Below are 26075 nucleotides of genomic sequence, written 5' to 3' on the forward strand. Positions count from 1 at the left end.
CCCTGCGGCCACGCGTATGACCAACACTTCAGCCACCGACTTCAGCCGCCTCGACTGGGCCAAGGGCGGCGGCCTGCTGCCGGCGATCGTGCAGCACTGGCTGAGCGGCGAAGTGCTGATGCTCGGCTACATGAATGCCGAGGCGCTGGCGCAAACCCAGACCGGCGGCAAGGTCACGTTCTACAGCCGCAGCAAACAACGCCTGTGGACCAAGGGCGAAAGCTCCGGCCACTTCCTGGTGCTGAAAGGTATCCGCATCGACTGCGATGCCGACACCTTGCTGGTGCAGGCCGAGCCGCACGGGCCGACCTGCCATCTGGGCACGTCCAGCTGCTTCGGCGAAGCCGTGCAGCCGCCACTCGGTTTCCTGGCCGAACTCGATGCGCTGGTGTCGCGACGCCATGACGAGCGCCCGCAGGGAAGCTACACCACCCAGTTGTTTGAAGGTGGCATTCGGCGCATGGCGCAAAAGGTGGGCGAAGAAGGTGTCGAGACCGCCTTGGCCGCCGTGGCGCAGGACGACGCCGAGTTGCTGGGTGAAGCGGCTGACCTGATCTTTCACCTCACCGTGGTATTGCGTGCGCGCGGCTTGTCATTGGGCGATGTCGCGACGACGCTCGCCAGGCGGCATGCAGCGCACGACAGGCGATAAGGGCTGCAGACGGCGCCTGGATCGAGTTCGCCAGCCAGGATGGGCCGGCAACCGTGTTGCTCCAAGTTTCAATGCCTGATTCGGCACAGGCGGGTCGTACCCGCATTGCCGGCAGACGCGTCGACCAAGCTGGCATGTTGACCGCAAAAAGGCAGCTGCTTCGACTTCGTTCGTCGTGATGGCCTCGTGACTTGACTCTAGACCTTGATCAAAGGTCTAGACTATGTGCCATGACTGCTCAAACTTCCTCCCTGACCATCGGTGCCGTCGCCAAGCGCGTCGGCGTGGCGATCGACACGATCCGGTATTACGAACGCGAGGGCCTGCTGCCCGAGCCCGTGCGTCGTGCCTCGGGCTATCGCAGTTACGGCGAGGGCACGATTGCGCAGCTGCGCTTTATCCGGCGCGCCAAGGACCTCGGCTTCACGCTGGAGGAGATCCGCGAGTTGCTGGCCTTGTCGGCGGATCGGCAGCGTGGCGTGAAGGCGGTGAAGCAGCGGGCACAGCAGCGGCTGGCCGCGATCGAGCAGCGCATCGTCGAGTTGCAGCGCGTGCGCGATGGGCTGGCGCAGCTGGTCGAGTCCTGCCCGGGCCATGGCAAGCCGGAGGAATGCCCGATCCTGTGCGCGCTGCTCGATGAGGCGGTGCCGTGATGGACGAGCATGCGTCCTGCTGCCAGGGCGCCGACCAGTCCGCGAGTGCAATGGCGACCGATCCTGTCTGCGGCATGCGGGTGGATTCGGTCGGGTCGAAACATCAATCCACGCATGATGGGCAGGTGTTTCATTTCTGCTGCGCGGGTTGCAAGACGAGGTTCGACGCCTCGCCGGCGATGTATCTGCACGCGCCTGGTTTCAAGGCGACGGCGCCAGCTTGCTGCGCGGCGAAGCCTGCGGCGTCCTCCGATCATGCGCATGCCACGAAGGATCCGGTTTGCGGCATGACCGTCGATCCGCGCACTGCGAAGCATCGTGCGGAACATGCCGGCCACACGTATCACTTCTGCGCCGCGCGCTGTCGCGAGAGGTTTGTGGACGATCCGGACGCCTGTCTTGAACAGCGTGCGGCTGCACCAGCGGTGCGGCCAGGTGCGCTCCATACCTGCCCGATGCATCCGGAAGTGCAGCAGGTCGGCCCCGGCGCTTGCCCGAAGTGCGGCATGGCGCTGGAACCGATGATGCCAAGCCTGGACCCGGACGATGGCGGTGAACTGTCAACGATGACGCGGCGCTTCTGGACGCTGCTGACGTTGACGTTGCCCGTGTTTGTGCTGGCGATGGGGCCGCACCTGCTTGGCTGGCATCTGCCCATGCCATGGGAGCGCATGGCTGGCTGGGTCGTGGCGCTGTTGGCGACCGTCGTGGTGTTGTGGGGTGGTGCACCGTTCTTTGTGCGTGGCTGGCGTTCGCTGCGGCCGTGGCATCCGAACATGTACACGCTGATCGCGTTGGGCGCCGGCGTGGCGTGGCTGTACAGCGCGCTGGCATTCCTGTTGCCGGATATCTTTCCCTCCGGCTTCCGCGACATGCACGGCAACGTCTCGGTTTACTTTGAATCGGCAGCCGTCATCGTGACCCTGGTGACGCTGGGCGATTTCCTGGAACTGCGTGCGCGCCGCCGTACTGGCGCGGCGCTGAAGGCGCTGCTTGGCCTGGCGCCGAAGATCGCATGGCGGATTGCCACCGACGGCAACGAGGCCGAGGTGCCGCTGGACGACGTGCACGCTGGCGACGTGCTGCGCGTGCGTCCCGGCGAGAAGGTGCCGGTGGATGGCGTGGTGCTCGATGGCGAGAGCCATATCGATGAGTCGATGCTCACCGGCGAGCCGATGCCGGCGGCCAAGGCGAAAGGCGATGTGCTCACTGGCGGCACGGTGAATCAGGATGGCGCGCTGACCATGCGCGCGCAGAAGGTCGGTGATGCGACGATGCTGGCGCAGATCGTCGCGCTGGTGGCGCAGGCGCAGCGCAGCAGGGCACCGTTGCAACGCGTGGCCGATCGGGTGGCGGCGTGGTTCGTGCCGGCGGTGGCGGCGATCGCACTGCTGGCGTTTGCGCTATGGGCGGCGCTGGGGCCGGAGCCGCGGTTCGCGCATGCGCTGATCGCGGCGGTGTCGGTGCTGATCATCGCTTGTCCGTGCGCACTGGGCCTGGCCACGCCGATCTCGATCCTGGTAGCCAGTGGCCGCGGCGCGCAGAACGGCGTGTTGTTCAGGGATGCCAGCGCGATCGAGGCCATGCGCGAGATCGATACGCTGGTTTTGGACAAGACCGGCACGCTGACGATCGGCAAGCCGGCATTGACCGAGCTGGTCAGCCTTGGCGACCTGCCGCGCGAGCGCTTGCTGGCATGGGCCGCTGCGCTGGAGCGGCCGAGCGAACATCCACTGGCGCGGGCAATCGTCACGGCAGCGGCAGCTGAGGGTGTGGCCGTGCCGGTGGCGACGGCTTTCCGTTCGCTGAGCGGCCGCGGTGTTCACGCGACCGTGGATGGCGGCGAAGTGGCGCTGGGCAATGCGAAGCTGATGGACGAGTTGCATGTCGCCATCGGCGACGACGCGACTGCCCGCGCCGAGGCATGGCGCGAACGGGGTGCGACGGTGATGTTCCTTGCCGTCGGCGGAGCACTCGCCGCCGTGTTGGCGGTGGCCGACCGGATCAAGCCGGATACGCCGGCAGCGCTGGAGTCGCTGCGCAAGGCTGGCCTGCACATCGTGATGCTGACGGGTGACAGCGCCACAACCGCGCAGGCGGTGGCACGCGAGCTGGGCATTGACGAGGTGCATGCCGACGTGTCGCCGGCCGGCAAGGCTGCGGTGGTGAATCGGCTCAAGGCCGCCGGCCACCGTGTTGCGATGGCCGGCGACGGCATCAACGACGCGCCGGCGCTGGCCTCGGCCGACATCGGCATCGCGATGGGCCACGGCACCGACGTGGCGATGGAGAGTGCGCAGGTGACGCTGGTGAAGGGCGAGCTTGGCGCGATCGTGCGGGCGCGTGTGTTGTCGCAGGCGACCGTGCGCAACATCCGGCAGAACCTGTTCTTCGCCTTCGTCTACAACGCCGTCGGCGTGCCGCTGGCGGCCGGTGCGCTATACCCGTGGCTCGGCATCACGCTGTCGCCGATGATCGCCGCGCTGGCGATGAGCCTGTCGTCGGTTTCGGTGGTGAGCAACGCGCTGCGGCTGCGGCAGGTACGGCTGTGACGACTGTCACCAGCGATCGCTGACGACTGCGCCTGTCGCCAGCCGGGCGATCTGCCGATCATTTCTCCCGCACCACGACGGTGCGCGGAGAACCGACATGAAGGCCTTCATCAAGTACCCGGTCCTGGACAAGTGCCTCGCACTGTTGGTCGCGCTGGCGGCAACGGCGATGGTGGTGTTCGCGCTTTGCCACGCCAGCATTGCACTGCCGGTCTGAGCGTCTCGACAGCGTCGCCATCTTTCCATCCTTCTTCGTCATCGACACCGGCCTGCATCGGGCCTGGTACGGGAGATCACCATGAACGTCATCAACGACACCCGCAGCACCCTGGAAAAGCATATGCCGCTGCTGCTTGGTTTGCTGGTAGCCCTGCTGGCCGGCAAGGCGCTCAAGAAAATGTTCTGGACGGTGTTCGGCATGTACATGGCGCTGCATTACAGCGGCATCCATCCGTTCGGTTGATGTGATGCTTTAGACTTTGCGCATGTACATCCATGCGATGCGCCGGTAGCGCTGGGTGCCGATCCACCCCCAGGCACAAAGTCACTGCATGACCCGAACTCTCGCCGAATGGCTGGCTTATCAGGAACACACCAACGTGCACGGCATCGAGCTGGGACTCGATCGCGTGCATGAGGTATGGCAACGGATGGATGCGCCCGCGCCGGCACGACGCGTGATCACGGTCGGCGGCACCAATGGCAAGGGTTCCACCGTGGCCATGCTCGAGGCCATGCTGAAGGCGGCAGCCCTGCGCGTGGGCAGCTTCACCTCGCCACATCTGCGGGATTACAACGAACGGGTGCGCATCGACGCCGCGAATGTCGACGACGCCAGCCTGATCGCCTCGTTCGAACGGATCGAGGCGGCGCGTGGCGGCACGCCGCTGACCTATTTCGAGTTCGGTACGCTGGCCGCGCTGGATCTGTTCGCCCGCGCCGACCTCGATGTGGCGGTGCTGGAAGTGGGCCTGGGCGGTCGGCTGGACGCGGTGAACATCGTCGACGCAGACGTCGCGATCATCACCACGGTGGATCTGGACCACATGGATTGGCTCGGGCCGGATCGCGACAGCATCGGTCGCGAGAAGGCCGGCATTGCCCGCGCCGGGCGGCCGGTCATTGTCGGCGAGCTCGATCCGCCAGCCGGCTTGCTGGATGCGTTGGCCGCACGTAAGGCACGGGTCGAGCGTGCCGGCCTCGATTTTCTGGTCGAGCGTCATACCGACGGCTGGCGCTGGCTCCATCGCGATGGCAGCGCGATGGAGCTGCCCGATCCAGCGCTGGCTGCGCCGGTGCAGTTCGCCAACGCCGCGGCGGCGATTGCCGCGTTGCATGCGCTATGGGCCGGCGACGCGTCGTTTGCGCCCAAGGATGTCTTTGCCGCAGTCAGCGCCGGCTTGCATGAAGTACGGGTGCCGGCGCGCTTGCAGTCGCTTGGCGGCGACCCAGTGCTGGTCGTGGACGTGGGTCACAATCCGCAGGCGGCGCGTGCGCTGGCCGAGTGGCTGGATGCGCGGCCGGCTGTTCGCGTGCACGCGGTATACGGTGCGCTGGCGGACAAGGACGTGTCCGGCGTGATCGGCGCGCTGGGTACGCGCATCGCTTGCTGGCATCTCGCCGGGCTGGATCACGTCACGCCACGCGGCCTGGCTGTGACGGCGCTGGCCGGGACGCTCCGGCAAACCTTGCCGCAGGCGGCATTCGATAGCCATGGCGACGTGGCCAGCGCCTTGGCAGCTGCGCATGCAGCAGCGCAGCCTGGCGAACTCATCCTGGCATTCGGCTCCTTTTTCGTGGCCAGTGCTGTGCTTGCGGAAGCGGCCGCCTGAACGCAGAAACCCGGTCGCGCGAGTGGTCAGCCATGGCGCCTGGCGCAGACAGGTATAATCACCTCGTTACGCGCCATGTTTGCCGCCTCGGAGTGAAGTCTTGAATACACGCCTGCTGGGTGCTGCCGTCCTGATTGGCTTGGCGGTTCTGTTTGTGCCGATGTTCTTTTCCGGCAAGCCGCCGGCCGCCGGTGGCGACCAGTCGGTGAGCCTGGCGATTCCGCCGGCACCGGATCGCGACCTGCAAACCAAGACCATGAGCCTGAACCCGAATGCGCCGGCAGCCACATCGAGTGCAGTGGCTCCTTCGGGCGCCGCACCCGCAATTGCGTCGGCAGCCACTTCGGTGGCGCCGGCTGCGGGCGACCGGCTGGCGACGGTGAACATCGGCTCCACCCGTCCGCGTGACGTGGAAACCGATCCCGCTGCCGGCAAGGCGCCGACGCCGACGACGGTGACCACGGGTAGCGGTGCCTCGCCGAGCCAGCCGGTCATTCCGATGCAGACCAGGCAGGCGGCGAGTGTGCCGGCAAGCCGGCCGCAGCCGGTAGCCGCGGCTGCCCAGCCGCCGGCGGCTGCCCCGGAAACTCCTGCGGTGCTCGGACGCGGCAATTACCGCTTGAACCTCAGTGCGTATGCCAGCGCAGCCAGCGTCGCGAGCCTGGAGCGCCGCGTGCGCGCGCTGGGTTATCCGGTAAGCAGCCACCCCATCACCCAGGCCGGCCAGCCACGCACCCTGGTGATGGCCGGACCGTTCGATACGCGCGCTGCCGCCGAGGCGGCACGGTTGAAAGTCATCCAGTCGATTCCCGGCGTGCCGGCACGGCTGGAGCAGGACGCCAGCCATGAAGACGCTGCCGCAGCAAACCCGGTGTCGCCCGCGACATCGAGGGCAGGGGGCTGGGCGGTGCAACTGGCCGCGATGAGCAACCAGGCCGACGCGAATGCATTGCGCGACAAATTGCGTGCGAACGGTTTCGATGGCTTCGTGGATACCGTGCAGGCCGGCGGCAAGCAGCTGTGGCGCGTGCGCGCCGGCCCGCAGACGCAACGCGCCGATGCATTGCGCCTGCGCGAGCAGATCAAGGCCAAGCTGGGCACCGATGGCAACGTCGTCCCGGTGCCCTGAGCATGCACGCAACAGCACACGGGTCGGGCAGGTGAGCGGATGAACTGGACCGATTACATCATCATCGGCGTGCTTGCCTTGTCGGTCCTGATCGGATTGTGGCGTGGCCTGGTGTCCGAGGTGCTGGCGCTGGCGATCTGGATCGCGGCGTTCTGGGTGGCCTGGACATTCGGCCCGGCGGTGGCGGCGCATTTCGACCACATCATCGAGCTGCCGTCGGCGCGGATCATCGTCGGCTACGGCCTCTGTTTCGTGGCCGTGCTGATACTCGGCGCGCTGCTGCGTTTCGTGATCCACAAGCTGATCGAAACCACCGGCTTGTCCGGAACCGATCGCCTGCTCGGCATGCTGTTCGGCTTTGCGCGTGGCGTGCTGCTGGTGAGCCTGCTGGTGTTCCTGGTCGGCTTCACCGCATTCACGCGCGACCCGTGGTGGCAGCAATCGGTCCTGTTGCCGCAGTTCCAGCGTGTGGCAGCGTGGCTGGAGCAACGGGTGCCACCCAGCGTGGCCGGGCATCTGCACCCGTCGGCCGTACTCGATCACCTGCCCAGCTTGCCAGCCGCGCTGTCGAACCCCATATCCGGTGCGATGCCGGCTCCGGCGGCGACGAACACGCTTGCACCGGCGGCTGCCGCCAGCGCAGCCGGCCACCCCAAGAATCCTTGAACGCGACTTCCTGAAGCAGGCAACACACCATGTGCGGAATCATCGGCATTGTCGGTACCACCGAAGTGGCATCGGCGCTTTATGACGGACTGACGGTGCTGCAGCACCGCGGTCAGGACGCCGCCGGCATCGCCACGGTGGACGGTTCGCGACTACGCCTGCACAAGGGCAACGGGCTGGTGCGCGACGTGTTCGGCCAGGCGGCGATGAGTGGCCTGCGCGGGCGCATCGGCATCGGCCACTGCCGTTATCCCACCGCCGGTTCCGAAGGCTCGGCCGAAGCTCAGCCGTTCTACGTCAACTCGCCTTACGGCATCGCGTTCGCGCACAACGGCAACCTGGTGAACACCGACGTTTTGCGCCGCGAGATGTTCGAGGACGACCGCCGCCACATCAACACCGAGTCCGATTCCGAAGTGCTGCTCAACGTGCTGGCGCACGAACTGCAGATCCAGGACCGGATGGAGCTGACGCCTGACCATATCTTCAAGGCCGTGGCCGGCGTGCACGCGCGCGCCAGCGGCGGCTACGCCTGCGTGGCGCTGGTACTCGGCTACGGCCTGGTCGCGTTCCGCGATCCGCATGGCATCCGCCCGCTGGTGCTGGGCGAGCGGGTCACCGCGGAAGGCCGCGAATATGCGGTGGCCTCGGAGTCGGTCGCGTTCGACGTGCTCGGCTTCAAGCGCATCCGCGACATCATGCCGGGCGAGGCGGTGATCATCACCGACCAGGGTCAACTGCACAGCCGCCGCTGCGCCGAGGGCGTGGCACATACACCGTGCATCTTCGAATACGTCTATCTGGCGCGGCCCGACTCGATGATGGAGGACGTGTCGGTGTACAAGGCGCGCCTGCGCATGGGCGAGAAGCTGGCCGAGAAGATCCTGCGCGAGCGGCCCGACCATGGCATCGACGCGGTGATCCCGATTCCCGACACCGCGCGTACCGCGGCCAGCGCGCTGGCCGAGGCGCTCGGCGTGCCGTTCCGCGAGGGCTTCGTCAAGAACCGCTACATCGGCCGCACCTTCATCATGCCGGGGCAGGGCGAGCGGGTGAAGTCGGTGCGCCGCAAGCTCAATCCGGTCGAGCTGGAGTTCCGCAAGAAGAACGTGCTGTTGGTGGACGACTCGATCGTGCGTGGCACCACTTCGAAGCAGATCATCCAGATGGCTCGCGATGCCGGTGCGAAGAATGTCTATTTCGCCTCGGCCGCGCCGCCGGTGCGCTACCCGAACGTCTATGGCATCGACATGCCGTCGGCCTCGGAGCTGGTCGCCGCCGGCCATACCGAGCAGGAAGTGGAGACGATGCTCGGCGCCGACTGGCTGATCTACCAGGATCTCAAGGACCTGATCTGGGCCGTGCAGGACGGCAACGAGGAATTGAAGCAGTTCGACACCTCGTGCTTCTCCGGCGAATACGTCACCGGCCTCGACCAGCGCTATCTGGAGCAGATCCAGATGCTGCGCTCGGACGATGCCAAGGCTGCCCGTCGTAGTGTGTAATCGCGAGCGCCCCGAGTAGGGGCCCGCCCTGTGGGCGATGCTTCAGACCGCAAAGCATCGCCCACAAGGTGGGCTCCTGCAGAAACGCCATGACCGATCTCCACGCTGCCGCCAAGCGCTGCCTCGACGCCACCGATCCGGCCGAAAAACTGCGCCTGACCCACGAAGCCTGGCAGGCGCTTCTCGCAGGCGAGCTGCGTGCCGATCCGGCCTCGCCATCGCCTGAACCGATCGGCGCACCGGGTCGCCCTGCGAAACCGCAACTGGTCAATGCGCGCCAGGTGCCGCAGCGCGGACTCGGCAGCGCCGAGGGGCGTGCTGCCCTGGTGCACGCGGTGGCGCATATCGAATTCAATGCGATCAACCTGGCGTGGGACGCGGTCTACCGCTACCGCGGCAAGCCGGAGGCGTACTACCGCGACTGGGCCAGCTGCGCCAACGACGAGGCACGCCACTTCGCGATGCTGTCCGGGCGGCTGGCCGAACTGGGGCATGCCTACGGCGACTTCGACGCGCACGACGGCCTGTGGGCGATGGCCGAGAAAACCGCCGACAACGACACCGCACGCATGGCGCTGGTGCCGCGCGTGCTGGAGGCGCGCGGGCTGGATGTCACGCCTGGCATGATCGAGCGCCTGCGCCATCTTGGCGATACCGCCACGGTGGCGATTCTCGAAGTGATCCTGCGTGAGGAGGTCGCTCATGTCGCCGCCGGCACCCGCTGGTATCACCACTGCTGCGGGCGTGACGGCGTCGATCCGGTCGACACGTTCTTCGAATTGCTGCGCGACTACATGGGCGTCAGCCTGCGTGGCCCGTTCAACCTGACGGCCCGACGCGAGGCAGGCTTTGTCGAAGAGGAGCTTGACCGGCTCACGGCGCTGGCATTGGAAAGCCGCGCAGCCCTGTAAGGGGCATCTGCAGGCACAAAAAAACCGGCGCAAGGCCGGCTTCTTCATCGAATTTTGGTCGGGGAGACAGGATTCGAACCTGCGACTTCTACGTCCCGAACGTAGCGCTCTACCAGGCTGAGCTACACCCCGTGGGAAGCCGCGTATCTTAATCGTCGGGCGGGGGCTTGGCAACTGGTTCGATGCATTTTGTTGTCGCGCCGCCTGCGGGAGGCGCATGGCGTTCTGCTAATCTTGACGGCTGCCGTCGCGCGGTCAGCGGTCAGACGGAATGTTCCCCATTGTCAGTAGAGGATTCCATGGCGCTTACCCCGGCCCGCACCATGCCCGGCGTGCTCGAGCTGCTGCCGCTCGACCAGATCGCGTTCCAGCGCATGCTCGACGTGATCCGCCGCAATTACGAGCGCTTCGGCTTCCTGCCGATCGAGACGCCGGTGATCGAATATTCCGACGTGCTGCTGACCAAGACCGGCGGCGAGACCGAGCGGCAGGTGTATTTCGTGCAGTCGACCGGCGCACTGAGCGCCGCCAGGGACGACGAAGGCATGCCCGAGCTGGCGCTGCGCTTCGACCTCACCGTGCCGCTGGCGCGCTATGTGGCCGAACACGAGCGCGACCTGAGCTTCCCGTTCCGCCGCTACCAGATGCAGAAGGTGTATCGCGGCGAGCGTGCCCAGCGCGGTCGTTTCCGCGAGTTCTACCAGTGCGACATCGACGTGATCGGCAAGGATGCGCTGTCGGTGCGTTACGACGCCGAGATTCCGGCGGTGATCTACAGCGTGTTCCGCGAACTGAACATCGGCGCGTTCACCATCCAGCTCAACAACCGCAAGCTGATGCGCGGCTATTTCGAGAGCCTCGGCATCGTCGACGGCGAGCAGCAGATGCTGGTGCTGCGCGAAGTGGACAAGCTGGACAAGCGCGGCGCCGATTACGTGCGCGACACGCTGACCGGCGAGACGTTCGGCCTGAGTGCCGAGGTGGCGCAGAAGATCCTCGCCTTCGTGCAGGTGCGCTCGACCTCGCTGCAGGATGCGTGCGACAAGCTCGATGCGCTGGGCGCCGGCCCGGAGGCGATGGAGCAGGGCCGCCACGAGCTGAAGGAAGTGCTTGGCCTGATCCATGCGTTCGGCGTGCCGGAAACGCACTACGCGCTGAACCTGTCGATTGCGCGTGGCCTCGACTATTACACCGGCACGGTCTACGAGACGACCTTGAACGATCATCCGCAGATCGGCTCGATCTGCTCCGGTGGCCGCTACGAGAACCTGGCCAGCCAGTACACCAAGTCGCAGCTGCCCGGCGTCGGCATCTCGATCGGCCTCACCCGCCTGTACTGGCAGCTGCGCGATGCCGGCCTGATCAATACCGCGACCAGCACGGTCGATGTGCTGGTGACCCAGATGGACGCGGCACAGCTGCCGGCCTATCTCGCGCTGGCCGGCGAGCTGCGCGGCGCCGGCATCGCCACCGAAGTGGTGCTGGAGGGCGGCAAGCTGGGCAAGCAGTTCAAGTACGCCGACCGCGCCGGCATCCGTTTCGTGATCGTGCTGGGCGAAGAGGAGATCGCCAAGGGTGTGGTGACGGTCAAGGATTTGCGCCGCGAAGATCAGTTCGAGGTCGCGCGCAGCGAGTTGATCAAGACGCTGCGGGTGGAGCTGGAACAGGCAGCGGCGATGGGCTGAAAACATGCGGCTCGGTGATCAGGGACTCCACGACGTAATTCTTCAGTGAGGCAGCAGTGAGCAAATCCGACACCATCGTTCTCGACGGCAACAGCCTCACCCGCGCCCAGCTGGTGGCGGTGGCACGCAACGGCAACAAGGTTTCACTGGACCCGGCCGGGCTCAAGCGCGTGCAGCGCGCGGCCGATTTCCTCGCCGAGAAAGTCAGCTGCGGCGAGCCGACCTATGGCGTCACCACCGGTTTCGGCAGCAACGCGGACAAGCTGCTCGGTGCGCATCGGTTGCGCGACGAATTGCCGGGAGCCGCTCTGATCAAAGATGGGCCGCACAAGCCCGAAGGCACGCTGCTGGAAGAGCTGCAGCACAACCTGATCACCACCCACGCGGTGTGCGTGGGCAAGCCGTTCGGCGAGGACGTGGTGCGGGCGATGCTGCTGATCCGCATCAATACGCTGATGCGCGGGCATTCCGGCATCCGCGTGAGCACGCTCGAAGCGTTGACCGCGATGCTCAACGCCGGTGTGGTGCCGGTGGTGCCGGAGAAGGGCTCGGTCGGCGCCAGTGGCGACCTCGCGCCGTTGTCGCATCTGGCGATCGTGCTGCTCGGTGGCGGCGAAGCGTTCTATCGAGGCGAGCGCGTCCCGGGCGCGGAAGCGCTGGAGCGCGCTGGCCTCGCGCCGATCCGCCTGTCGTTCAAGGAAGGCTTGGCGCTGAACAACGGCACCGCACAGATGCTGGCGACGGGCGTGCTCGCGCTGGATACGCTGGAGCAACTGCTGGACACCGCCGACCTGGCCGCGTCGATGACGCTGGATGCGTTCGCCGGTCGCAGCGGCGCACTGCGCCCCGAAGTGCATGCGCTGCGTCCGCATCCTGGTCAGGTCGAAACGGCCGCGCATGTGCGCGACCTGCTGGCCGGTTCGACCCTGGTCGACATTCCGTATCACCTGGTGCCGCGCTTCAAGGCGTGGAGTGCCGAGGCGTGGAGCGAACCGGACGATCAGGCGCTCAGCTTCGACATCGGCTGGGACTGGGTGCCGGCCAACCAGCGGCATGGCCGCGAGGCGTTCTACAGCCGCTTCCTGCCGTTCAAGGGCGGCAAGAAGCATCAGCCGCAGGATGCCTACAGCCTGCGCTGCATGCCGCAGGTACATGGCGCGGTGCGCGATGCCTGGGCGCAGGCTTGCCGCGTGTTCGACATCGAACTGAACTCGGTCACCGACAATCCGCTGATCTTCCCGGACAACGAGGACGCGCAGTTCATCGAGGAGCAGGTGATCTCGGCCGGCCACTTCCACGGCATGCCGCTGGCGCTGGCGATGAGTTACGTGAAGGCGGCGATCCCGGTGCTGGCATCGATCTCCGAGCGCCGGCTAAACAAGCTGGTCGATTCGGCCACCAACGATGGCCTGCCGGCCTTTCTCACCGGCAACGAAGACGGCACCGATTCAGGCTTCATGATCGTGCAGTACACCGCGGCGGCGCTGGTCAACGACCTGGCCACCCGCGCGCATCCGGCCAGCGTGTACTCGGTGCCGACCAGCGCGAACGCCGAGGATCACGTGTCGATGGGCGCCAACGAAGCGCGCCACGTGCTGGAGATGACCGAGGATCTTGGTCATGTACTCGCCTTGGAGCTGTACACCGCAGCGCAGGCGTTGGACTACCGTCAGGCGATGCTGAATGCCGCACGCCGGCTGGCCAGCCGTGGCGGCTGGCAGGCGCTGGCCGCCAAGATTTCCAACGCGCCACGCGAGGATCAGCCGCACTACGCTCAATTCGTCGCCGAAGTGCAGCAGCTCGCCGCTGCGCTGGCCCATGCCGGGGATTTCCACGCCGGTGCCAGCGTGCGCGATGCGCATGCGATCCTGCGCCGGCACATCGGCTTCATGCATCGCGATCGTGCGATGGATGGCGAGGTGCGTACCGTGTGCACGCTGGTGCAGCAGGGCGCATTTCGTTCCGCGGCATGAACCATCATTTTTAATGGAAGCAAATCCATGAGCCTGATCCAAACCCCGGTGTCCTACGGCGAGCTGATCGACAAGATCACCATCCTCGAGATCAAGTCGCGGCGGATTGCCGACGATGCCAAGCTCGCCAACGTGCGCAACGAACTGGACCTGCTCAATGCGACCTGGGCCAACGATCCTGCCTCGCACACGGACATCGGCGACGAGCGCGCGCGCCTGCTGGCAGTGAACGAACTGCTGTGGGACATCGAGGACAGGATCCGCCTGAAGGAGCGCGCCCAGGCATTCGACCAGGAGTTCATCGAGCTGGCGCGTGCGGTCTATTTCCGCAACGACGAGCGCGCGGCGTTCAAGCGCGAGATCAACCTCAAGCTCGGTTCGCAGCTGGTCGAGGAAAAGTCCTACCAGGATTACCGCTAGAGGGCCGAGCGCGTCCGCTGGCGTCCGTAGATGATTCCTAAGTGATTGAAAATACGTTGTTCTGTATTTTGTCGGCTTAACGCGGAATCGCTCGGACGCTTGCAAAATGGGTAGCTAGACGGGTAGCTTTCGCTCTAGCTACCCAACGAAATGCCGCCATGCCGAAGCGTCAGACCAAGTTGCTCACCGATCCGCAGCTGCGCCGTCTGGCTGCCGCTGGCACCCCTGTCGCGGTATCCGATGGAGATGGGCTGACCTTCACCCTGTCCGCTGCTGGCACCGCCGCATGGGCGCTGCGCTACCGCATCGGTGGACGTCGCCGTGAACTCACGCTGGGCAGGTATCCCGACCTGAAGCTGGTAGATGCACGCAAGGCGGCAGCGAAGGCGCGTGTGCAAGTCGAGTCCGGCGTGGACGTGGCCGTTGAGAAACAGCGCCGCAAGACAGCCGATGCGCTGGCATGGACGGTGCGCGAATTGCTCCGCGACTTTGAAACCCGTGTTGCACCGGGTCTGGCTGCCAGTACGGCCTTTGGCCTGCTGAATTACATGCGCACGGACATACTGCCGGCACTGGGATCGCGTGTCGCCCGCGACGTGACTCCGGATGATGCGCAAGCCACGGTCGAGCGTGCCGCCGAGCGCAGCTATTGGGCTGGTGCGAACGCGCGCAAGGCGGGCATTGCCCTGTTCAAGCATGCCCGCGCACGTCGCATCGTCGTGGCGAACCCGTTTCGTGCAGTGAACATGCCGAGCATTGTCGCCCAACCTGCCAAGCGCCAGCGCGTCGCGTTGAAAGCTGAGCAGATACGCGCCTTCATGCTGGGGCTGTCCGCGCTCGCACCTGTCGACGCCGCGCTGGCCGAGCTGCTGCTACGCACCGGCGTGCGCATCGGTGAAGCCCTGAGTGCGGAATGGTTGGACGTCCATGCCGACGAGTGGCGCATACCACGCGAGAAAATCAAAACTCGCAAACGCATGGCCGATCCGGCGTTCGTGATCCGGCTGCATCCTTCGACGATTACAGTTTTCGAGCAGTTGCGGAGCTTGTCCGCCGGCTCGCGATGGGTATTCCCCGCACTGGCTGGCGGACAGGGCCGCAGCATGGATCACGAACGCGCGCTGGATCGGCTCAAGGATTACGCAGCTACGCTGCCGAACTTCCCGGCCATCGTCTTTCACGATCTGCGCAGCACCGTGCGCAGCGGCATGCGTGCGCTGAATATCCGGGTGGAAGTGTGCGAACGTGCCTTGAACCATAGCCTGCCGGGCTTGCCCGGTGTCTATGACATTGTGCAGCCTGAGCAAGTAGCCGATGCGTTCTCGCAGTGGGGCGACTATCTGGACGTGTTGCGCAAAGGTGCTGACATTGTGCCAATCAAGCGGATGAAGTGACATGCGCAAAGGAACGCCGCCGGGCGTCACGTTCGACGTACCCCATGAGTTGCTGCTGGCACAGTTTGAGAAATTATGCGAAGGCTGGCTGGAACTGGCCGCGCGTCTTGAGCGTGGTGAAGCGCTGGGCGCTTTCGATCGAGAAACCATCGCCATTGGGATACGGCAGTATGTGAAAGGCATGAAGCCACCCCCACGTTCGCGTGGAAACAAGCCGAAGTTTGATGCGGGTGTTGAGGCGATGCGTTATGGCCATTTGGTGAATAGCGGAGTCGAGCCTTCCGAAGCTATCGGCCAGATTGCCGACAAGCTCGGTGTGAGCGAAGAAGCAGTACGCCGCGCTATAGCGCCGATGCGCAAAGATGCGCTGTATATAGCGAGCTTGGGGATGTTTAAGCCAAAAGACGATTGAAAACCTTTTCCAGCGAAAAGGTTTTCGACAGCGCGTTTTCTGTGTGGAAAATGCATTTCCGAACCCAGCAATTCCGCACGGGTTCGGAGACGTCCATGCACACCACCCAAGAACCATTCCGCAGTCAGGCCGCGCCGAAGTCCGGCACGGTTGAAATCAAACCCGTCCGGCTGATCCGCCTGCCCGAAGTCATGCGCCAGAGCGGTCATGCGCGTAGCTCCATCTACGATGGCATCCGCGACGGCACGTTTCCAAAACCTGTCCCGCTGTGCGGTCGCAGCGTGGCATGGGTCGAGTCCGAAGTGCAGCAGTGGATTGCCGAGCGCATCGCCGCGTCGCGGGGTGTGGCATGAACCTGATAACTCTGGCCATCGGAGCCACCGACGATAGCCGCAACCACCTGCGCGACTACGCCGACGCCACGGACGCTCCTGCATGGGAAGTAGTCGAAGCTGCCGACTTGCTGGATAGGGTCGCCGATCTTCTGAATAAGGCGGCGCAGTCATGACTGCCATTGCGAACCAGAGTCCGTCTTCACTGCTGTTGTCACGTCTTGAAGGTGTCATCAAGACCTGCAAAGGCTGGCGCGCACGTTGCCCGCACTGTGGCGGCAAGGGACAAAAGCTGGCCATTGCCGAGGGCGATAACGGCACGCTGCTGGTGACTTGTTTCAGTTGCCACGACACGTATGCGGTACTAGCCGCCGTGGGCCTGACCGTCGCCGACCTGTTCATCCGGAAAGACCTGCGCAGCATGACGCCATCGGAACGGAGCCAGCTCCGACAGGCGGCATTGATCCCGCGCTGGCACGCGGCATTGAATGTGCTGGTGACTGAGGCCAACGTGGTCTTGGCTGCATCCAATCAGCTCGGCGACAACCGGCCCTTGAATGATGCTGACCTGACGCGCGTTCGCCTGTGCGCCCTTCGGATTTTCGACGCGGCGGAGGTGCTTCATGGAAACTGAAACCTTCAGCGGCGGCCCCGACGATATGGCAGCCCGGGAGGAAGCATTGCAGCCGGCCGCCGGCCGCATCGCCCTGTTCGATTGCAACGGCCAGCGCAAGGCGCAAGCCACGGTGCTCACCGAGATAGGCCAGCAGCACCACTTGTTTCACGATCCAGACAGCGGAGCGTTTGCACGGGTAGCGGTCGCCGATCATGCCGAGGTCTTCCGTATTGCTGGCAGCGAGTACCGCGACCTACTGGGCCGGGCCTACTACCTGCTAACCGGCGCGGGAGCGAACCGCAACGCGATTACTGATGCCGTTGCCACGCTCACCGCGACCGCGCGTTATGCAGGCCCGGAGGAACCCGTCCACCTGCGCGTCGGTGCCAGCGGTGACGGCATCGTGATCGACACCGGCGGCAGCAACTGGGCCGTGATCCAGGTTGACTCTTACGGATGGCGGATAGCGCACCAGCACAGCGCAAACTTCCGGCGCACCACGAAAGCGGCTGCCTTGCCTGTAGCCAGTAGCGCTGACTTCAATCTGATCTGGAAGTACGTCAACGTGGAACGGGCTGACCGTGTGCTGGTGGCTGGCTGGGCACTGGCAGCAATGCGCCCGCATGGCCCGTTCCCGATCCTGCTGCTACTCGGGGAACAGGGCACTGGCAAGTCCAATTCCAGCCGCACCATGAAGTCGCTCACCGATCCGTCCGGCGTGCCATTGCGACCACCTCCGCGCGATGACCGTGACTTGCTGGTGGCCGCGCTCAATTCGTGGGTGCTGGCATTGGACAATCTGAGCGGAGCAACGCCACAACTGTCCGATGCTCTGTGCCGCCTTGCCACCGGCGGAGCACTGGCCGGACGCAAGCTCTACACCGACATAGAAGAATCGGCGCACAACATCCAGCGCCCCGTCATCTTGAACGGCATTGACGATCTGGCGTCACGTCCCGATCTGGCCGAGCGATGCATCCACCTGACCCTGCCTCCGCTCACCACACGCGCCACCGAGGCCGATCTGGCGGCACAGTTCAAGGTGGACGCGCCGAAGATTATGGCGGCCCTGCTGGACGGCTTGGCGTTGGCACTGAGCGAGGTGGATACCGTCAACATTGGCCCGTTGCCCCGTATGGCTGACTTCGCGAAGTGGGCCGCTGCCGGCGTGCCTGCACTTGGCTTCACCAGCGAACAGTTCATTACCGCGTACCGGAGCAATCAGGCCGATGCCGTGGCGCTGGGGCTGGGATCGTCCACCGTGGCCTGCACCATCCGCAGCTTTGCCGAGCGACAAGGCCGATGGAAGGGTACGGCCCGCGAGCTGTTATCACGGTTGAATCAGGAAGCCGAAGCTGACCGGAACGTGCCCGGTTGGCCGCACTCACCGAAGGGCTTGCAGACGATCCTCCGTCGGCTGGGGCCATCTCTACGCAGTGTCGGCATCCACGTCGAGCACGACAAGAAGGCGGACAACCAGTACCTGACCCTATCGTGCAAGCCCCGTGGGGAACTGCCACAAGTGCCACAACTGCCAGCCGAACCGGTCGACGATGGCAGATTGGCAGTTGTGGCAGATGCCCGCGAGGTTTGCACGGTGCCCTCGCGATCCAGTGACAAGGAGGTCACGACGATATGAACCCGAACCCGCTGCAAACCTTGCTGCTGGTGTGGGCTGCTGGCGGTGTGCTCACCCGCGACGGCGACAACCTTCACGTTGAAGCACCGAAGGGAGCGATACCGCCGCAACTGGTGGATGCCCTGCGCGCGAACAAGATGGAGTTGCTGGCCACCTTGCCTGTCCGTGATTCCGGAATAACTACAGCCCCTAAAAGGGAGCCAGCCGCATGACATGGCAACCCGGACGGCCTGTATTGAGCGCCAGTGACCGTGTCGACTGGCAGGCATGGCGTAAGGCCCGCAAGCTGGAGCAGCAGCGCCATCGTCGCGGCATGCATCCAAGAATCGACTACTACCCCTCCGAGGATGTGCTGGCACTGATCCGCGAACGCACGCATGGCCGCGTCGGCGGCGACCAGTCGAGTGTCATTGACGAGCTGGTGCGGACGGCCTTCCGGAATAAAATAGGACGATTTAGAAACGGCGGGAAGGGCGAGACCGTGAGCACTTCCGGAATTACCGATGCCATCGCGTAGGCGCGCGCGCATGAATGACTCTGCAAAACAGGTTGCGATGGAGCGACAGCGCCAAGGTCAGATGAAGCACGACAACCGCGTGGTGTGCGATGCGCGTCGGCGGCACGACGGCCAACCCTGCCAAGCGCTGAGTGTGCCGGGCAAGAAACGATGCAAGTGGCACGGCGGGTGCTCTACCGGCCCGCGCACGGTGGCTGGCAAGCTCAAGTGTGCGGCAAACCTGCCGATCCGGCATTGAGAGCAAGTCGTTAACAATGACATTCGGTCCCTATGCGGGCGTGGGCAATCGCTTGCACCTAACCTCAATGTCGCCATAAGGACGGGAACGGTACGTGCGTGTAGCGCGCGACCCCAAGCGTAGAATGCCAACTTCCATATTGATATTCGCGGAGTGACGAAAATGGAGAGCTTGTGAAGTTCATAAAGACGATAGGGCTACTCATGCTGGTTGCGGCTCTCACCGCGTGCAATGGTGGGGCACCCGAGAATGATGTTGGATCGGATGATGCAACGGCTTCGCCGCCCATTGAGGCGCCTGCCACCACGCGGAGTCCAGCCTTGCCTGAAAAAGAACAACAGCTAGTTGCGCTCACACCTTTGTTTCGCCGCGAGTGGAAGCTCGCCAATGAATCCAATCCGATTGCGTCTGATCAGAAAGTTGATGCGGTCAATAAGCAATTTGATGCGGAGATTTGCAAGTTCGCCAACACCCCTCATGTGGCTCATTGGGTAGGAACCGTCTACCAACTTGGGCTTGCAGACGACGACTCCAAGAGCGCATATCTCCGATTGGTTCTTACTGCGCGCGGTACTGCTGCCGTGAGTATTTCGTCCATGCTCGGCACCGACTACGTCACGCTATCGAGCTGGATGACCGACCGGGGAGACAACGACGCAAGTCTCCTTGCTAAGCCCGGAACGCCGCTCATAAAAAGCCTTTCGACACTGCAAGCGGGCGATGTTGTCGTTTTTGATGGCGACTTCCAGAAAATAGACGGTCCTGGATGCCTGCGCACTAACAGCAATATCGAAACACCAGCCGACAACGCGCGGGCGAACGATGATCGACCGGACTATATGTTTAAATTCACGAAGGTTTCCAAGTCCGAATAGTTCAGCGGTTTTAGCCGCGGCTCATTGCTAACAGTGCGGAACAATGCCGACTGGATGTCGCAAATTGCGATGGAATGCGATGAACGGCGCGGTCTCGATCCGAGCGAGTTTCGGTCCGCGTGACACAATTGGGTAGCTCTATGGGTAGCTAAAACGTAAATTGCCTTCGAAAGCTATGCTCGGCAACGTATTCGATAGTCCTACCAGGATTACCGGCAGCAGAACTGAGGAAAGAGGAGTGAGAAACGAGAGAAGAGCCACGGATTGCGAGTCTTTCTATCGTCCCCCACTGCTCTCCGCTCACTCCTCGCTCTTCGCTGCGGCTTCATAGCGCTCGATCACCTCGTCGACGCCAATCAGGTCCATCACGCCGGGTTTCTCGATCTTGCTGCCCCACGGAATGTCGCTGGCTGGCTTGCCCAGATACTTGCGCGCGGCCTCGTCGTACTTGTTCACGCACCAGCGGCGGTCGGAGTAGGGGCCGGATCGGTCCGGATTGCTCGCGGCGTGCAGGCCCAGCACCTTGGTGCCGACCGCGTTGGCCATGTGCATCGGCCCGGAGTCGGGTGTCAGCAGCAATTGCGCGCGATCGAGCAGGGCCAGCAGTTTCTTCAGCGTGTCCTTGCCGGTGAGGTCCAGTGGCGCGCGCTGGCAGGCGGCCAGCACTGCGTCGGCCATCGTGCGCTCACCGCTGGAAGGGCCGCCGACCATTACCACGCGCCAACCGCGTGCGGCGGCGTGATCCATCACGGCGGCGTAGCGCTCCGGTCGCCAGTTGCGCAACGCATGGCTGGAACTGGGGCTGACCAGCAGGGTGGGTGTATCGCCGGGTAGTTGTTCGACGGCCCAGGCATGCGCCTCGTCGGGAATCGGGATGTCCCAGCGCACCGCCGTCTGCCGCAACCCAAGCGGCTCGCAGAAGCTGCCGATCGCATCGAGCACATGTTCGCCGCTGCGCGCAGGTATGCGTTGGTTGATGACCAGTCCATGCAGGTCCCTTGCGCGTGCACGGTCATAGCCGATGCGGCGAACGGCCTTGATGCCAAGGCTCAGCAGGTTCGAGCGCATCGCCACCTGCATCTGCAGCAGCGCATCGAAGCGTCGTTCGCGCAATGCGTCACGTACGGCGCGCATGCCGTTCCAGCCGGCCGCCTTGTCGAACGTGACGAACTCCACGCCGGGCAGGTCACCGACCAGCTTGCGTTCCAGCTTGCCAACGACCCATGTCAGTGCGGTTTCCGGCCACGCCTGTTGCAGGGTGCGCACCAGCGGCACCACATGGGTGACGTCGCCGATGGCGGAGGTGCGCAGCAGGCAGATCGAGGCAGCGGCAGTCATCGGGTTCGAGGTCATGGGCCTGGGTTAGAATCGGGGCAATCACTGGGCATGATGATGCAGGAACGGATATACAAAAGTGCTGCCGGCGCGATTCTGTTTGACGCCGCCGTATCGCCACAAGTCGGGCCGGACTGGTTTGTACCGGATTACTGGCGCCGACAGGGCGCCCTGCGCACGCAGGCCGGCGGGCGTGGCGGCGTGGCGGTCATTGCGACTCAGGCCGGCGAATGCGTATTGCGGCATTATCGGCGCGGCGGCATGGTCGCCGCATGGATGGGCGATCGCTATCTGTGGACGGGGAGTAAGCGCACGCGTCCGTTTGCGGAGTTCCGCCTGCTCGGCGAGATCGCCAGGCTCGGCCTGCCCGGACCGGTGGCCGTGGCCGCGCGCTATGTCCGGCACGGCCTGTTTTACAGCGCCGACCTGATCACCCGCCGCATCGCCGATGCGCAGACCCTGGCCGAATGTCTGGCGGCAGGGCAACTTGATGGCGAGCTGGCGGAAAAGGTCGGGGCACTCGTGGCGCGCTTTCATCGTGCCGGTATCTGGCATGCCGATCTGAATGCGCACAATGTGCTGGTGACGCCGGACGGGCTTTACCTGATCGACTTCGATCGTGGCCGCTTGCGCAAGCCGGCGACTGCCTGGCGGCAGGCCAACCTGCAGCGCCTGCGTCGTTCGCTGCTCAAGCTGGGGGCTGCCGGTCACGGTGAGGCAGTCTTCGAGAAAGACATCTGGCAACCGCTACTTGGCCGATACGGGCGTACGCTGACTCCATGAACTGGCATCTGCATTTTCTCGGCGTGGGCGCCGCGCACGCGGTGGAACTCGGCTCCTCGGCCGTGGTGCTGGAGCGCGCCGGCGTGCCGCAGCTGCTGATCGACTGCGGCCCGGACACGCTGGATCGGTACATGGCCGCCTACGACGCCTTGCCGCCGGCGCTATACATCACGCATACCCACATGGATCACGTGGCCGGGTTGGAGCGGTTGTTCTTCCGGTTGTGGTTCGATCCGCACCTGCGCGGCACCACCCGGTTGTTTGCCCATGCCGGGTTGATTCCCTGGCTGCAGGCGCGCGTGGCGGATTACCCCGGTGCCCTTGCCGAGGGTGGCGTCAACTTCTGGGAGGCGTTCCGCCTGGTGCCGTGCACGCGCGGCTTCTGGCTGGACGGACTGTGGTTCGACGTGTTCGCCACCCGGCATCACGTGCCGGGCACGTCGTATGGACTCGCGCTGGACGGCAGCTTCGTCTATACCGGCGATACCCGGCCGATCCCCGAAGCTTTGGCGCGTTATGCCGGCGGCAATGAAGTGATCGCGCACGATTGCAGCCTGGTCGGCAATCCGTCGCATACCGGCATCGACGATATCGAGCGTGAATATCCGGGCGAAGCGATGCGCTCGCGGCTGCTGCTGTACCACTACGGCAGTGTGGCCGATGGCACCGCACTGGCTGCACTCGGCTACCGCGTCGCGGCCATGGGTGACCGGGTAGCCGTGGGTGAACCGTCCGCACCGCGGGCCGATGCGGGCTGAATCCAGACGCATCTGCTTGCCTGTAACCGGGGCTGACGTTATCCTTCCGCTTCTTTGCCGGGCCGGATGCCCGACCAAGAGGGTTTCCTGCGGAGAGGTGTCCGAGTGGTTGAAGGAGCACGCCTGGAAAGTGTGTATACGGTAAAACGTATCGCGGGTTCGAATCCCGCTCTCTCCGCCAACTTCTAGTTTCATGTGAGTTCCAGGGCTCAGCAGCCCACGTCTATGGTGGCCCCGTCGGTCCCCCCGCGACGATAGTTCGCAAACTCCGCCAGGTCCGGAAGGAAGCAACGGTAGCGAATGATTCGGGTGCCGGGGTGTGGCTGGCGGGGCCGCCGCCTTTTCGGGGTGACTGATTCCCCGTTCTCCTTTACTGACTTACCCCGCCCGACTTGGCACAATCACTGTTCGCCCCAAGGTAGTCAGGCATGTCTTATCAGGTACTCGCTCGCAAGTGGCGCCCGCGCAAGTTCGCCGAGCTGGTCGGGCAGGAACATGTGGTGCGCGCGCTCACCAATGCGCTCGAGACCGGACGCATGCATCACGCCTACCTGTTCACCGGCACCCGCGGTGTCGGCAAGACCACGATCGCGCGGATCTTCGCCAAGTCGCTGAACTGCGAGCGCGGGCAGTCGGCCGATCCCTGTGGCGAGTGCGCGGTGTGCACGGCGGTGGACGAGGGGCGCTTTGTCGACCTCTTGGAGATCGACGCGGCCAGCAATACCGGCGTGGACGATGTGCGCGAGGTGATCGAGAACGCGCAGTACGCGCCGTCGCGTGGTCGCTTCAAGGTGTACCTGGTCGACGAGGTGCACATGCTGTCGAAGAACGCGTTCAACGCGTTGCTGAAGACACTGGAAGAACCGCCGCCGCACGTGAAGTTCCTGCTCGCCACCACCGACCCGCAGAAGCTGCCGGTGACGGTGTTGTCGCGCTGCCTGAAGTTCAACCTGAAGCGCTTGCTGCCGGAGCAGATCTCCGGCCAGATGCGGCATATCCTCGCTGCGGAAAACATTGCCTACGAAGACGGCGCCATCGGCGAACTCGCGCGTGCTGCCGACGGCTCCTTGCGCGACGGCCTGTCGCTACTTGACCAGGCGATTGCCTACGGCGGCGGTGCGCTGCATGTCGACGACGTGCGCACCATGCTTGGCAGCGTCGCGCGCGGGCAGGTGCTGGGTGTGCTCGATGCGCTGTCCGCGGGTGATGGCGAGCGGCTGCTGGCCGAGTGCACCCAGATTGCCTCGTATTCGCCGGATTTCGGCGGCGTGCTGGACGATCTGGCCGGCGTGCTGCACCAGTTGCAGCTGATCCAGCTGATTCCCGATTACCGGCCCGAAGAAGGCGGTGATGACGCTGCATTGGTCACACTGGCCGAGCGGATGACGCCGGAAGACGTGCAGCTGTATTACCAGATTGCCACCTCCGGTCGGCGTGATCTGGTGCTGGCGCCGGATGCACGCACCGGCTTCGAGATGGCGATGCTGCGCATGCTCGCGTTCCGGCCTGGCGATGGTTCACCGGCGGTGCGCACCGAAAGACCGGCTGCCGCAGAAAACCTGGTGTCGCCGGCAGTGCCCGCACGATCAAATACGTCGCCACCGTCGCGTCCCGCCGCGGTGGCCGAGCGCCAGCAGGATTACCCGCCACCGCCGCGCGCGGAATCGGCAACGCGACCGGCGCCAGTGCCTGCAGTGACGGCGACGCCGGCTCCGGTGGCGCGTGATGCCAACGGCCTGCCGAATTGGGATGCCTTGATCGAGCAGGCCGGCTTGCGTGGTCCGTTCGGCTTGCTGGCGCAGAATGCCGTGTTGCGTGAACGCGATGGCCAGACCCTGGTACTCGCGCTGCAGCCGGCGCACATGAATCTCGCGGTGGAGCCGATGGTCAGCCAGATGGAAGAGCGCATCGGCCAGGTCCTTGGCGAGCGCATCCGGCTGCGTTTTGTCAGCAACACCCCGGAAGCGGGGGTGCAGACGCCGGCAGCACGCGCGGCGCAGGCACGCGATGCGGCTCAGGCAGCTGCCGAGCAGGCCATCGAAGGCGATCCGCTGGTGCAGTCGCTGAAGCGCGAATTCGGCGCACGCGTGGTGCCGCAATCCATCAAACCCCTTGATAGTTGAATCCTGAAAGTTGAAGCCGGAGCAGTGAGATGAGAGGACAGATCGGTCAGCTGATGCAGCAGGCCCAGCGCATGCAGGAAGACATGAAGCGTGCGCAGGAAGAGATCGCCAAGCTGGAAGTCACCGGCAGCGCCGGTGGTGGCCTGGTCAGCGTGGTGATGACCGGCGCGCATGAGGTACGCCGTGTGCAGATCGACCGGCAGACGTTCGCCGACGATCCGGAAATGGCCGAGGACCTGGTCGCTGCCGCAATCAACGATGCCGTGAACAAGGTGGCCGAGGTCAGCAAGAACAAGCTCGGCGGCGTCACCGCCGGGATGAATCTGCCGGCTGGCTTCAAGATGCCGTTCTGAAAACAGGGGTGAGTGAAGAGGGGTGAGAAGTGACAGAGCATCAGCTGACCGCTTCCCGCCTTTCTCTCACTTCTCACCCCTCTTCACTCACTACTCGAATCATCCATGTCATCCGGTTCCCCCCTTCTCGCTGACTTGATCGAAGCGCTGCGCTGCCTGCCCGGCGTGGGCGGCAAGAGTGCGCAGCGGATGGCTTTCCATCTGCTGGAGCGCGAGCGCGAGCGTGGACTGAAGCTGGCTGCCGTGCTGGAGCAGGCGATGCAGCGCATCGGCCATTGCAAGCAGTGCCGCAACTTCAGCGAGGAGCCGCTGTGCGCACTCTGCGCCAGCGGCAGTCGCGACCGGCAGGTGCTGTGCGTGGTGGAATCGCCGACCGACCTGGCGGCGATCGAGCAGGCCACCGGTTATCGCGGGCAGTACTTCGTGCTGATGGGACGTTTGTCGCCACTGGACGGCCTCGGGCCGGAGGAGCTGGGGCTGGCGCAGCTCACCCAGCGACTGGGCGAGGGCGAGATCGAGGAGTTGATCATTGCCACCAATCCCACGGTGGAGGGCGAAGCCACCGCGCATTACCTTGCGCAGCTGGCGCGTGCCGGCGGCGTGCGGCCGACCCGGCTGGCGCACGGCGTGCCGCTGGGCGGCGAGCTGGAATACGTCGACCGCAGCACGCTGGCGCATGCGTTCGGCGGGCGGCAGTTGCTGGACTGACTCATACGGAGCAA

Annotated in this window: 27 protein-coding genes, 2 tRNA genes and 1 other RNA gene; 28 read left to right on the forward strand and 2 right to left on the reverse strand. The window is 64.7% G+C overall.

Annotated features, from left to right (window positions below; all coding sequences use genetic code 11):
• The first annotated feature begins 16 nt into the window (after positions 1–16).
• The 9 genes from hisIE (at position 17) to B0E46_RS09670 (ending at position 9900) form a co-directional block, all read left to right on the forward strand.
• Positions 17–652: a bifunctional phosphoribosyl-AMP cyclohydrolase/phosphoribosyl-ATP diphosphatase HisIE gene (hisIE, locus tag B0E46_RS09635; protein ID WP_077555578.1), complete on the forward strand. Its 636-nt coding sequence runs from the start codon at positions 17–19 to the stop codon at positions 650–652.
• A gap of 230 nt (positions 653–882) precedes the next feature.
• Entirely contained in the window at positions 883–1305 is a 423-nt protein-coding gene (locus tag B0E46_RS09640) for a MerR family transcriptional regulator (RefSeq protein WP_077555579.1), read from the forward strand.
• Positions 1305–3857 carry a heavy metal translocating P-type ATPase gene (locus tag B0E46_RS09645; RefSeq protein ID WP_077555580.1) on the forward strand — a complete coding sequence of 851 codons (2553 nt, stop codon included), beginning with the start codon at positions 1305–1307 and terminating at the stop codon, positions 3855–3857. Before B0E46_RS09640 ends, B0E46_RS09645 begins: the two co-directional genes overlap by 1 nt.
• A gap of 298 nt (positions 3858–4155) precedes the next feature.
• Positions 4156–4320, forward strand: coding sequence for a hypothetical protein (locus B0E46_RS17725; RefSeq protein ID WP_168171178.1), 165 nt, complete (start codon positions 4156–4158; stop codon positions 4318–4320).
• A gap of 88 nt (positions 4321–4408) precedes the next feature.
• Positions 4409–5689: a bifunctional tetrahydrofolate synthase/dihydrofolate synthase gene (gene folC, locus B0E46_RS09650; protein WP_077555581.1), complete on the forward strand. Its 1281-nt coding sequence runs from the start codon at positions 4409–4411 to the stop codon at positions 5687–5689.
• A 100-nt stretch (positions 5690–5789) separates the two neighbouring features.
• Positions 5790–6818, forward strand: a complete 1029-nt coding sequence (locus tag B0E46_RS09655) for an SPOR domain-containing protein (RefSeq protein ID WP_077555582.1) — start codon at positions 5790–5792, stop codon at positions 6816–6818.
• A gap of 39 nt (positions 6819–6857) precedes the next feature.
• Positions 6858–7484 carry a CvpA family protein gene (locus B0E46_RS09660; protein ID WP_077555583.1) on the forward strand — a complete coding sequence of 209 codons (627 nt, stop codon included), beginning with the start codon at positions 6858–6860 and terminating at the stop codon, positions 7482–7484.
• A 29-nt stretch (positions 7485–7513) separates the two neighbouring features.
• Positions 7514–8989 (forward strand): amidophosphoribosyltransferase, encoded by a 1476-nt coding sequence (gene purF / locus B0E46_RS09665; RefSeq protein WP_077555584.1) that lies wholly within the window; start codon positions 7514–7516, stop codon positions 8987–8989.
• Between the two features lie 89 nt (positions 8990–9078).
• A complete protein-coding gene (locus B0E46_RS09670) occupies positions 9079–9900 on the forward strand; it encodes a ferritin-like domain-containing protein (protein WP_077555585.1) in 822 nt (273 codons plus the stop codon).
• Positions 9901–9955: 55 nt separating this feature from the next.
• Here the strand turns inward: B0E46_RS09670 and B0E46_RS09675 are convergent.
• Positions 9956–10032, reverse strand: a tRNA-Pro gene (locus B0E46_RS09675).
• Between the two features lie 167 nt (positions 10033–10199).
• Here B0E46_RS09675 and hisS point away from each other — a divergent pair.
• The 12 genes from hisS to B0E46_RS09735 all read left to right on the forward strand — a co-directional run bounded on the left by hisS (position 10200) and on the right by B0E46_RS09735 (position 20001).
• Positions 10200–11585 (forward strand): histidine--tRNA ligase, encoded by a 1386-nt coding sequence (gene hisS, locus B0E46_RS09680; RefSeq protein ID WP_077555586.1) that lies wholly within the window; start codon positions 10200–10202, stop codon positions 11583–11585.
• Between the two features lie 56 nt (positions 11586–11641).
• Positions 11642–13558 (forward strand): aromatic amino acid ammonia-lyase, encoded by a 1917-nt coding sequence (locus B0E46_RS09685; RefSeq protein WP_077555587.1) that lies wholly within the window; start codon positions 11642–11644, stop codon positions 13556–13558.
• A 27-nt stretch (positions 13559–13585) separates the two neighbouring features.
• Positions 13586–13978 carry a DUF6165 family protein gene (locus B0E46_RS09690; protein WP_077555588.1) on the forward strand — a complete coding sequence of 131 codons (393 nt, stop codon included), beginning with the start codon at positions 13586–13588 and terminating at the stop codon, positions 13976–13978.
• A 158-nt stretch (positions 13979–14136) separates the two neighbouring features.
• Complete coding sequence (locus B0E46_RS09695; RefSeq protein ID WP_077555589.1) at positions 14137–15372, forward strand: integrase arm-type DNA-binding domain-containing protein; 1236 nt, start codon at positions 14137–14139, stop codon at positions 15370–15372.
• Between the two features lies 1 nt (position 15373).
• Positions 15374–15784, forward strand: coding sequence for a hypothetical protein (locus B0E46_RS09700; RefSeq protein WP_077555590.1), 411 nt, complete (start codon positions 15374–15376; stop codon positions 15782–15784).
• Entirely contained in the window at positions 15781–16137 is a 357-nt protein-coding gene (locus B0E46_RS09705; protein ID WP_254425111.1) for an AlpA family transcriptional regulator, read from the forward strand. The genes B0E46_RS09700 and B0E46_RS09705 overlap by 4 nt, the downstream gene beginning before the upstream one ends.
• Positions 16134–16292, forward strand: coding sequence for a hypothetical protein (locus B0E46_RS17730; RefSeq protein WP_168171179.1), 159 nt, complete (start codon positions 16134–16136; stop codon positions 16290–16292). The genes B0E46_RS09705 and B0E46_RS17730 overlap by 4 nt, the downstream gene beginning before the upstream one ends.
• Positions 16289–16750 carry a hypothetical protein gene (locus B0E46_RS09710; RefSeq protein ID WP_139350495.1) on the forward strand — a complete coding sequence of 154 codons (462 nt, stop codon included), beginning with the start codon at positions 16289–16291 and terminating at the stop codon, positions 16748–16750. The genes B0E46_RS17730 and B0E46_RS09710 overlap by 4 nt, the downstream gene beginning before the upstream one ends.
• Complete coding sequence (locus tag B0E46_RS09715) at positions 16740–18371, forward strand: hypothetical protein (RefSeq protein ID WP_139350496.1); 1632 nt, start codon at positions 16740–16742, stop codon at positions 18369–18371. Before B0E46_RS09710 ends, B0E46_RS09715 begins: the two co-directional genes overlap by 11 nt.
• Positions 18368–18583, forward strand: coding sequence for a hypothetical protein (locus tag B0E46_RS09720; protein ID WP_077555593.1), 216 nt, complete (start codon positions 18368–18370; stop codon positions 18581–18583). The genes B0E46_RS09715 and B0E46_RS09720 overlap by 4 nt, the downstream gene beginning before the upstream one ends.
• Positions 18580–18888 carry a hypothetical protein gene (locus B0E46_RS09725; RefSeq protein ID WP_139350497.1) on the forward strand — a complete coding sequence of 103 codons (309 nt, stop codon included), beginning with the start codon at positions 18580–18582 and terminating at the stop codon, positions 18886–18888. The genes B0E46_RS09720 and B0E46_RS09725 overlap by 4 nt, the downstream gene beginning before the upstream one ends.
• 411 nt (positions 18889–19299) lie before the next feature.
• A complete protein-coding gene (locus B0E46_RS09735; protein WP_139350499.1) occupies positions 19300–20001 on the forward strand; it encodes a hypothetical protein in 702 nt (233 codons plus the stop codon).
• A gap of 300 nt (positions 20002–20301) precedes the next feature.
• Here the strand turns inward: B0E46_RS09735 and B0E46_RS09740 are convergent, their stop codons facing one another.
• Positions 20302–21339, reverse strand: a complete 1038-nt coding sequence (locus B0E46_RS09740) for a glycosyltransferase family 9 protein (protein WP_077555806.1) — start codon at positions 21337–21339, stop codon at positions 20302–20304.
• Between the two features lie 48 nt (positions 21340–21387).
• On the opposite strand from B0E46_RS09740, the gene B0E46_RS09745 reads away from it, so the two are divergent.
• The 7 genes from B0E46_RS09745 (at position 21388) to recR (ending at position 26061) form a co-directional block, all read left to right on the forward strand.
• A complete protein-coding gene (locus B0E46_RS09745; protein ID WP_077555597.1) occupies positions 21388–22119 on the forward strand; it encodes a 3-deoxy-D-manno-octulosonic acid kinase in 732 nt (243 codons plus the stop codon).
• Positions 22116–22877 (forward strand): MBL fold metallo-hydrolase, encoded by a 762-nt coding sequence (locus B0E46_RS09750; RefSeq protein ID WP_077555598.1) that lies wholly within the window; start codon positions 22116–22118, stop codon positions 22875–22877. The genes B0E46_RS09745 and B0E46_RS09750 overlap by 4 nt, the downstream gene beginning before the upstream one ends.
• Positions 22878–22968: 91 nt before the next feature.
• Positions 22969–23058 (forward strand) — tRNA-Ser (locus tag B0E46_RS09755).
• Between the two features lie 54 nt (positions 23059–23112).
• An RNA gene (gene ffs / locus B0E46_RS09760) (signal recognition particle sRNA small type) lies at positions 23113–23209 on the forward strand.
• A gap of 96 nt (positions 23210–23305) precedes the next feature.
• Positions 23306–25000, forward strand: coding sequence for a DNA polymerase III subunit gamma/tau (gene dnaX, locus B0E46_RS09765; RefSeq protein WP_077555599.1), 1695 nt, complete (start codon positions 23306–23308; stop codon positions 24998–25000).
• Positions 25001–25029: 29 nt separating this feature from the next.
• Entirely contained in the window at positions 25030–25353 is a 324-nt protein-coding gene (locus B0E46_RS09770; protein WP_027485554.1) for a YbaB/EbfC family nucleoid-associated protein, read from the forward strand.
• Between the two features lie 105 nt (positions 25354–25458).
• Positions 25459–26061 carry a recombination mediator RecR gene (recR, locus tag B0E46_RS09775; RefSeq protein WP_077555600.1) on the forward strand — a complete coding sequence of 201 codons (603 nt, stop codon included), beginning with the start codon at positions 25459–25461 and terminating at the stop codon, positions 26059–26061.
• The last annotated feature ends 14 nt before the right edge of the window (positions 26062–26075 follow it).

Source organism: Rhodanobacter sp. B04 (genome assembly GCF_002001125.1).
Taxonomy (GTDB): Bacteria; Pseudomonadota; Gammaproteobacteria; order Xanthomonadales; family Rhodanobacteraceae; genus Rhodanobacter.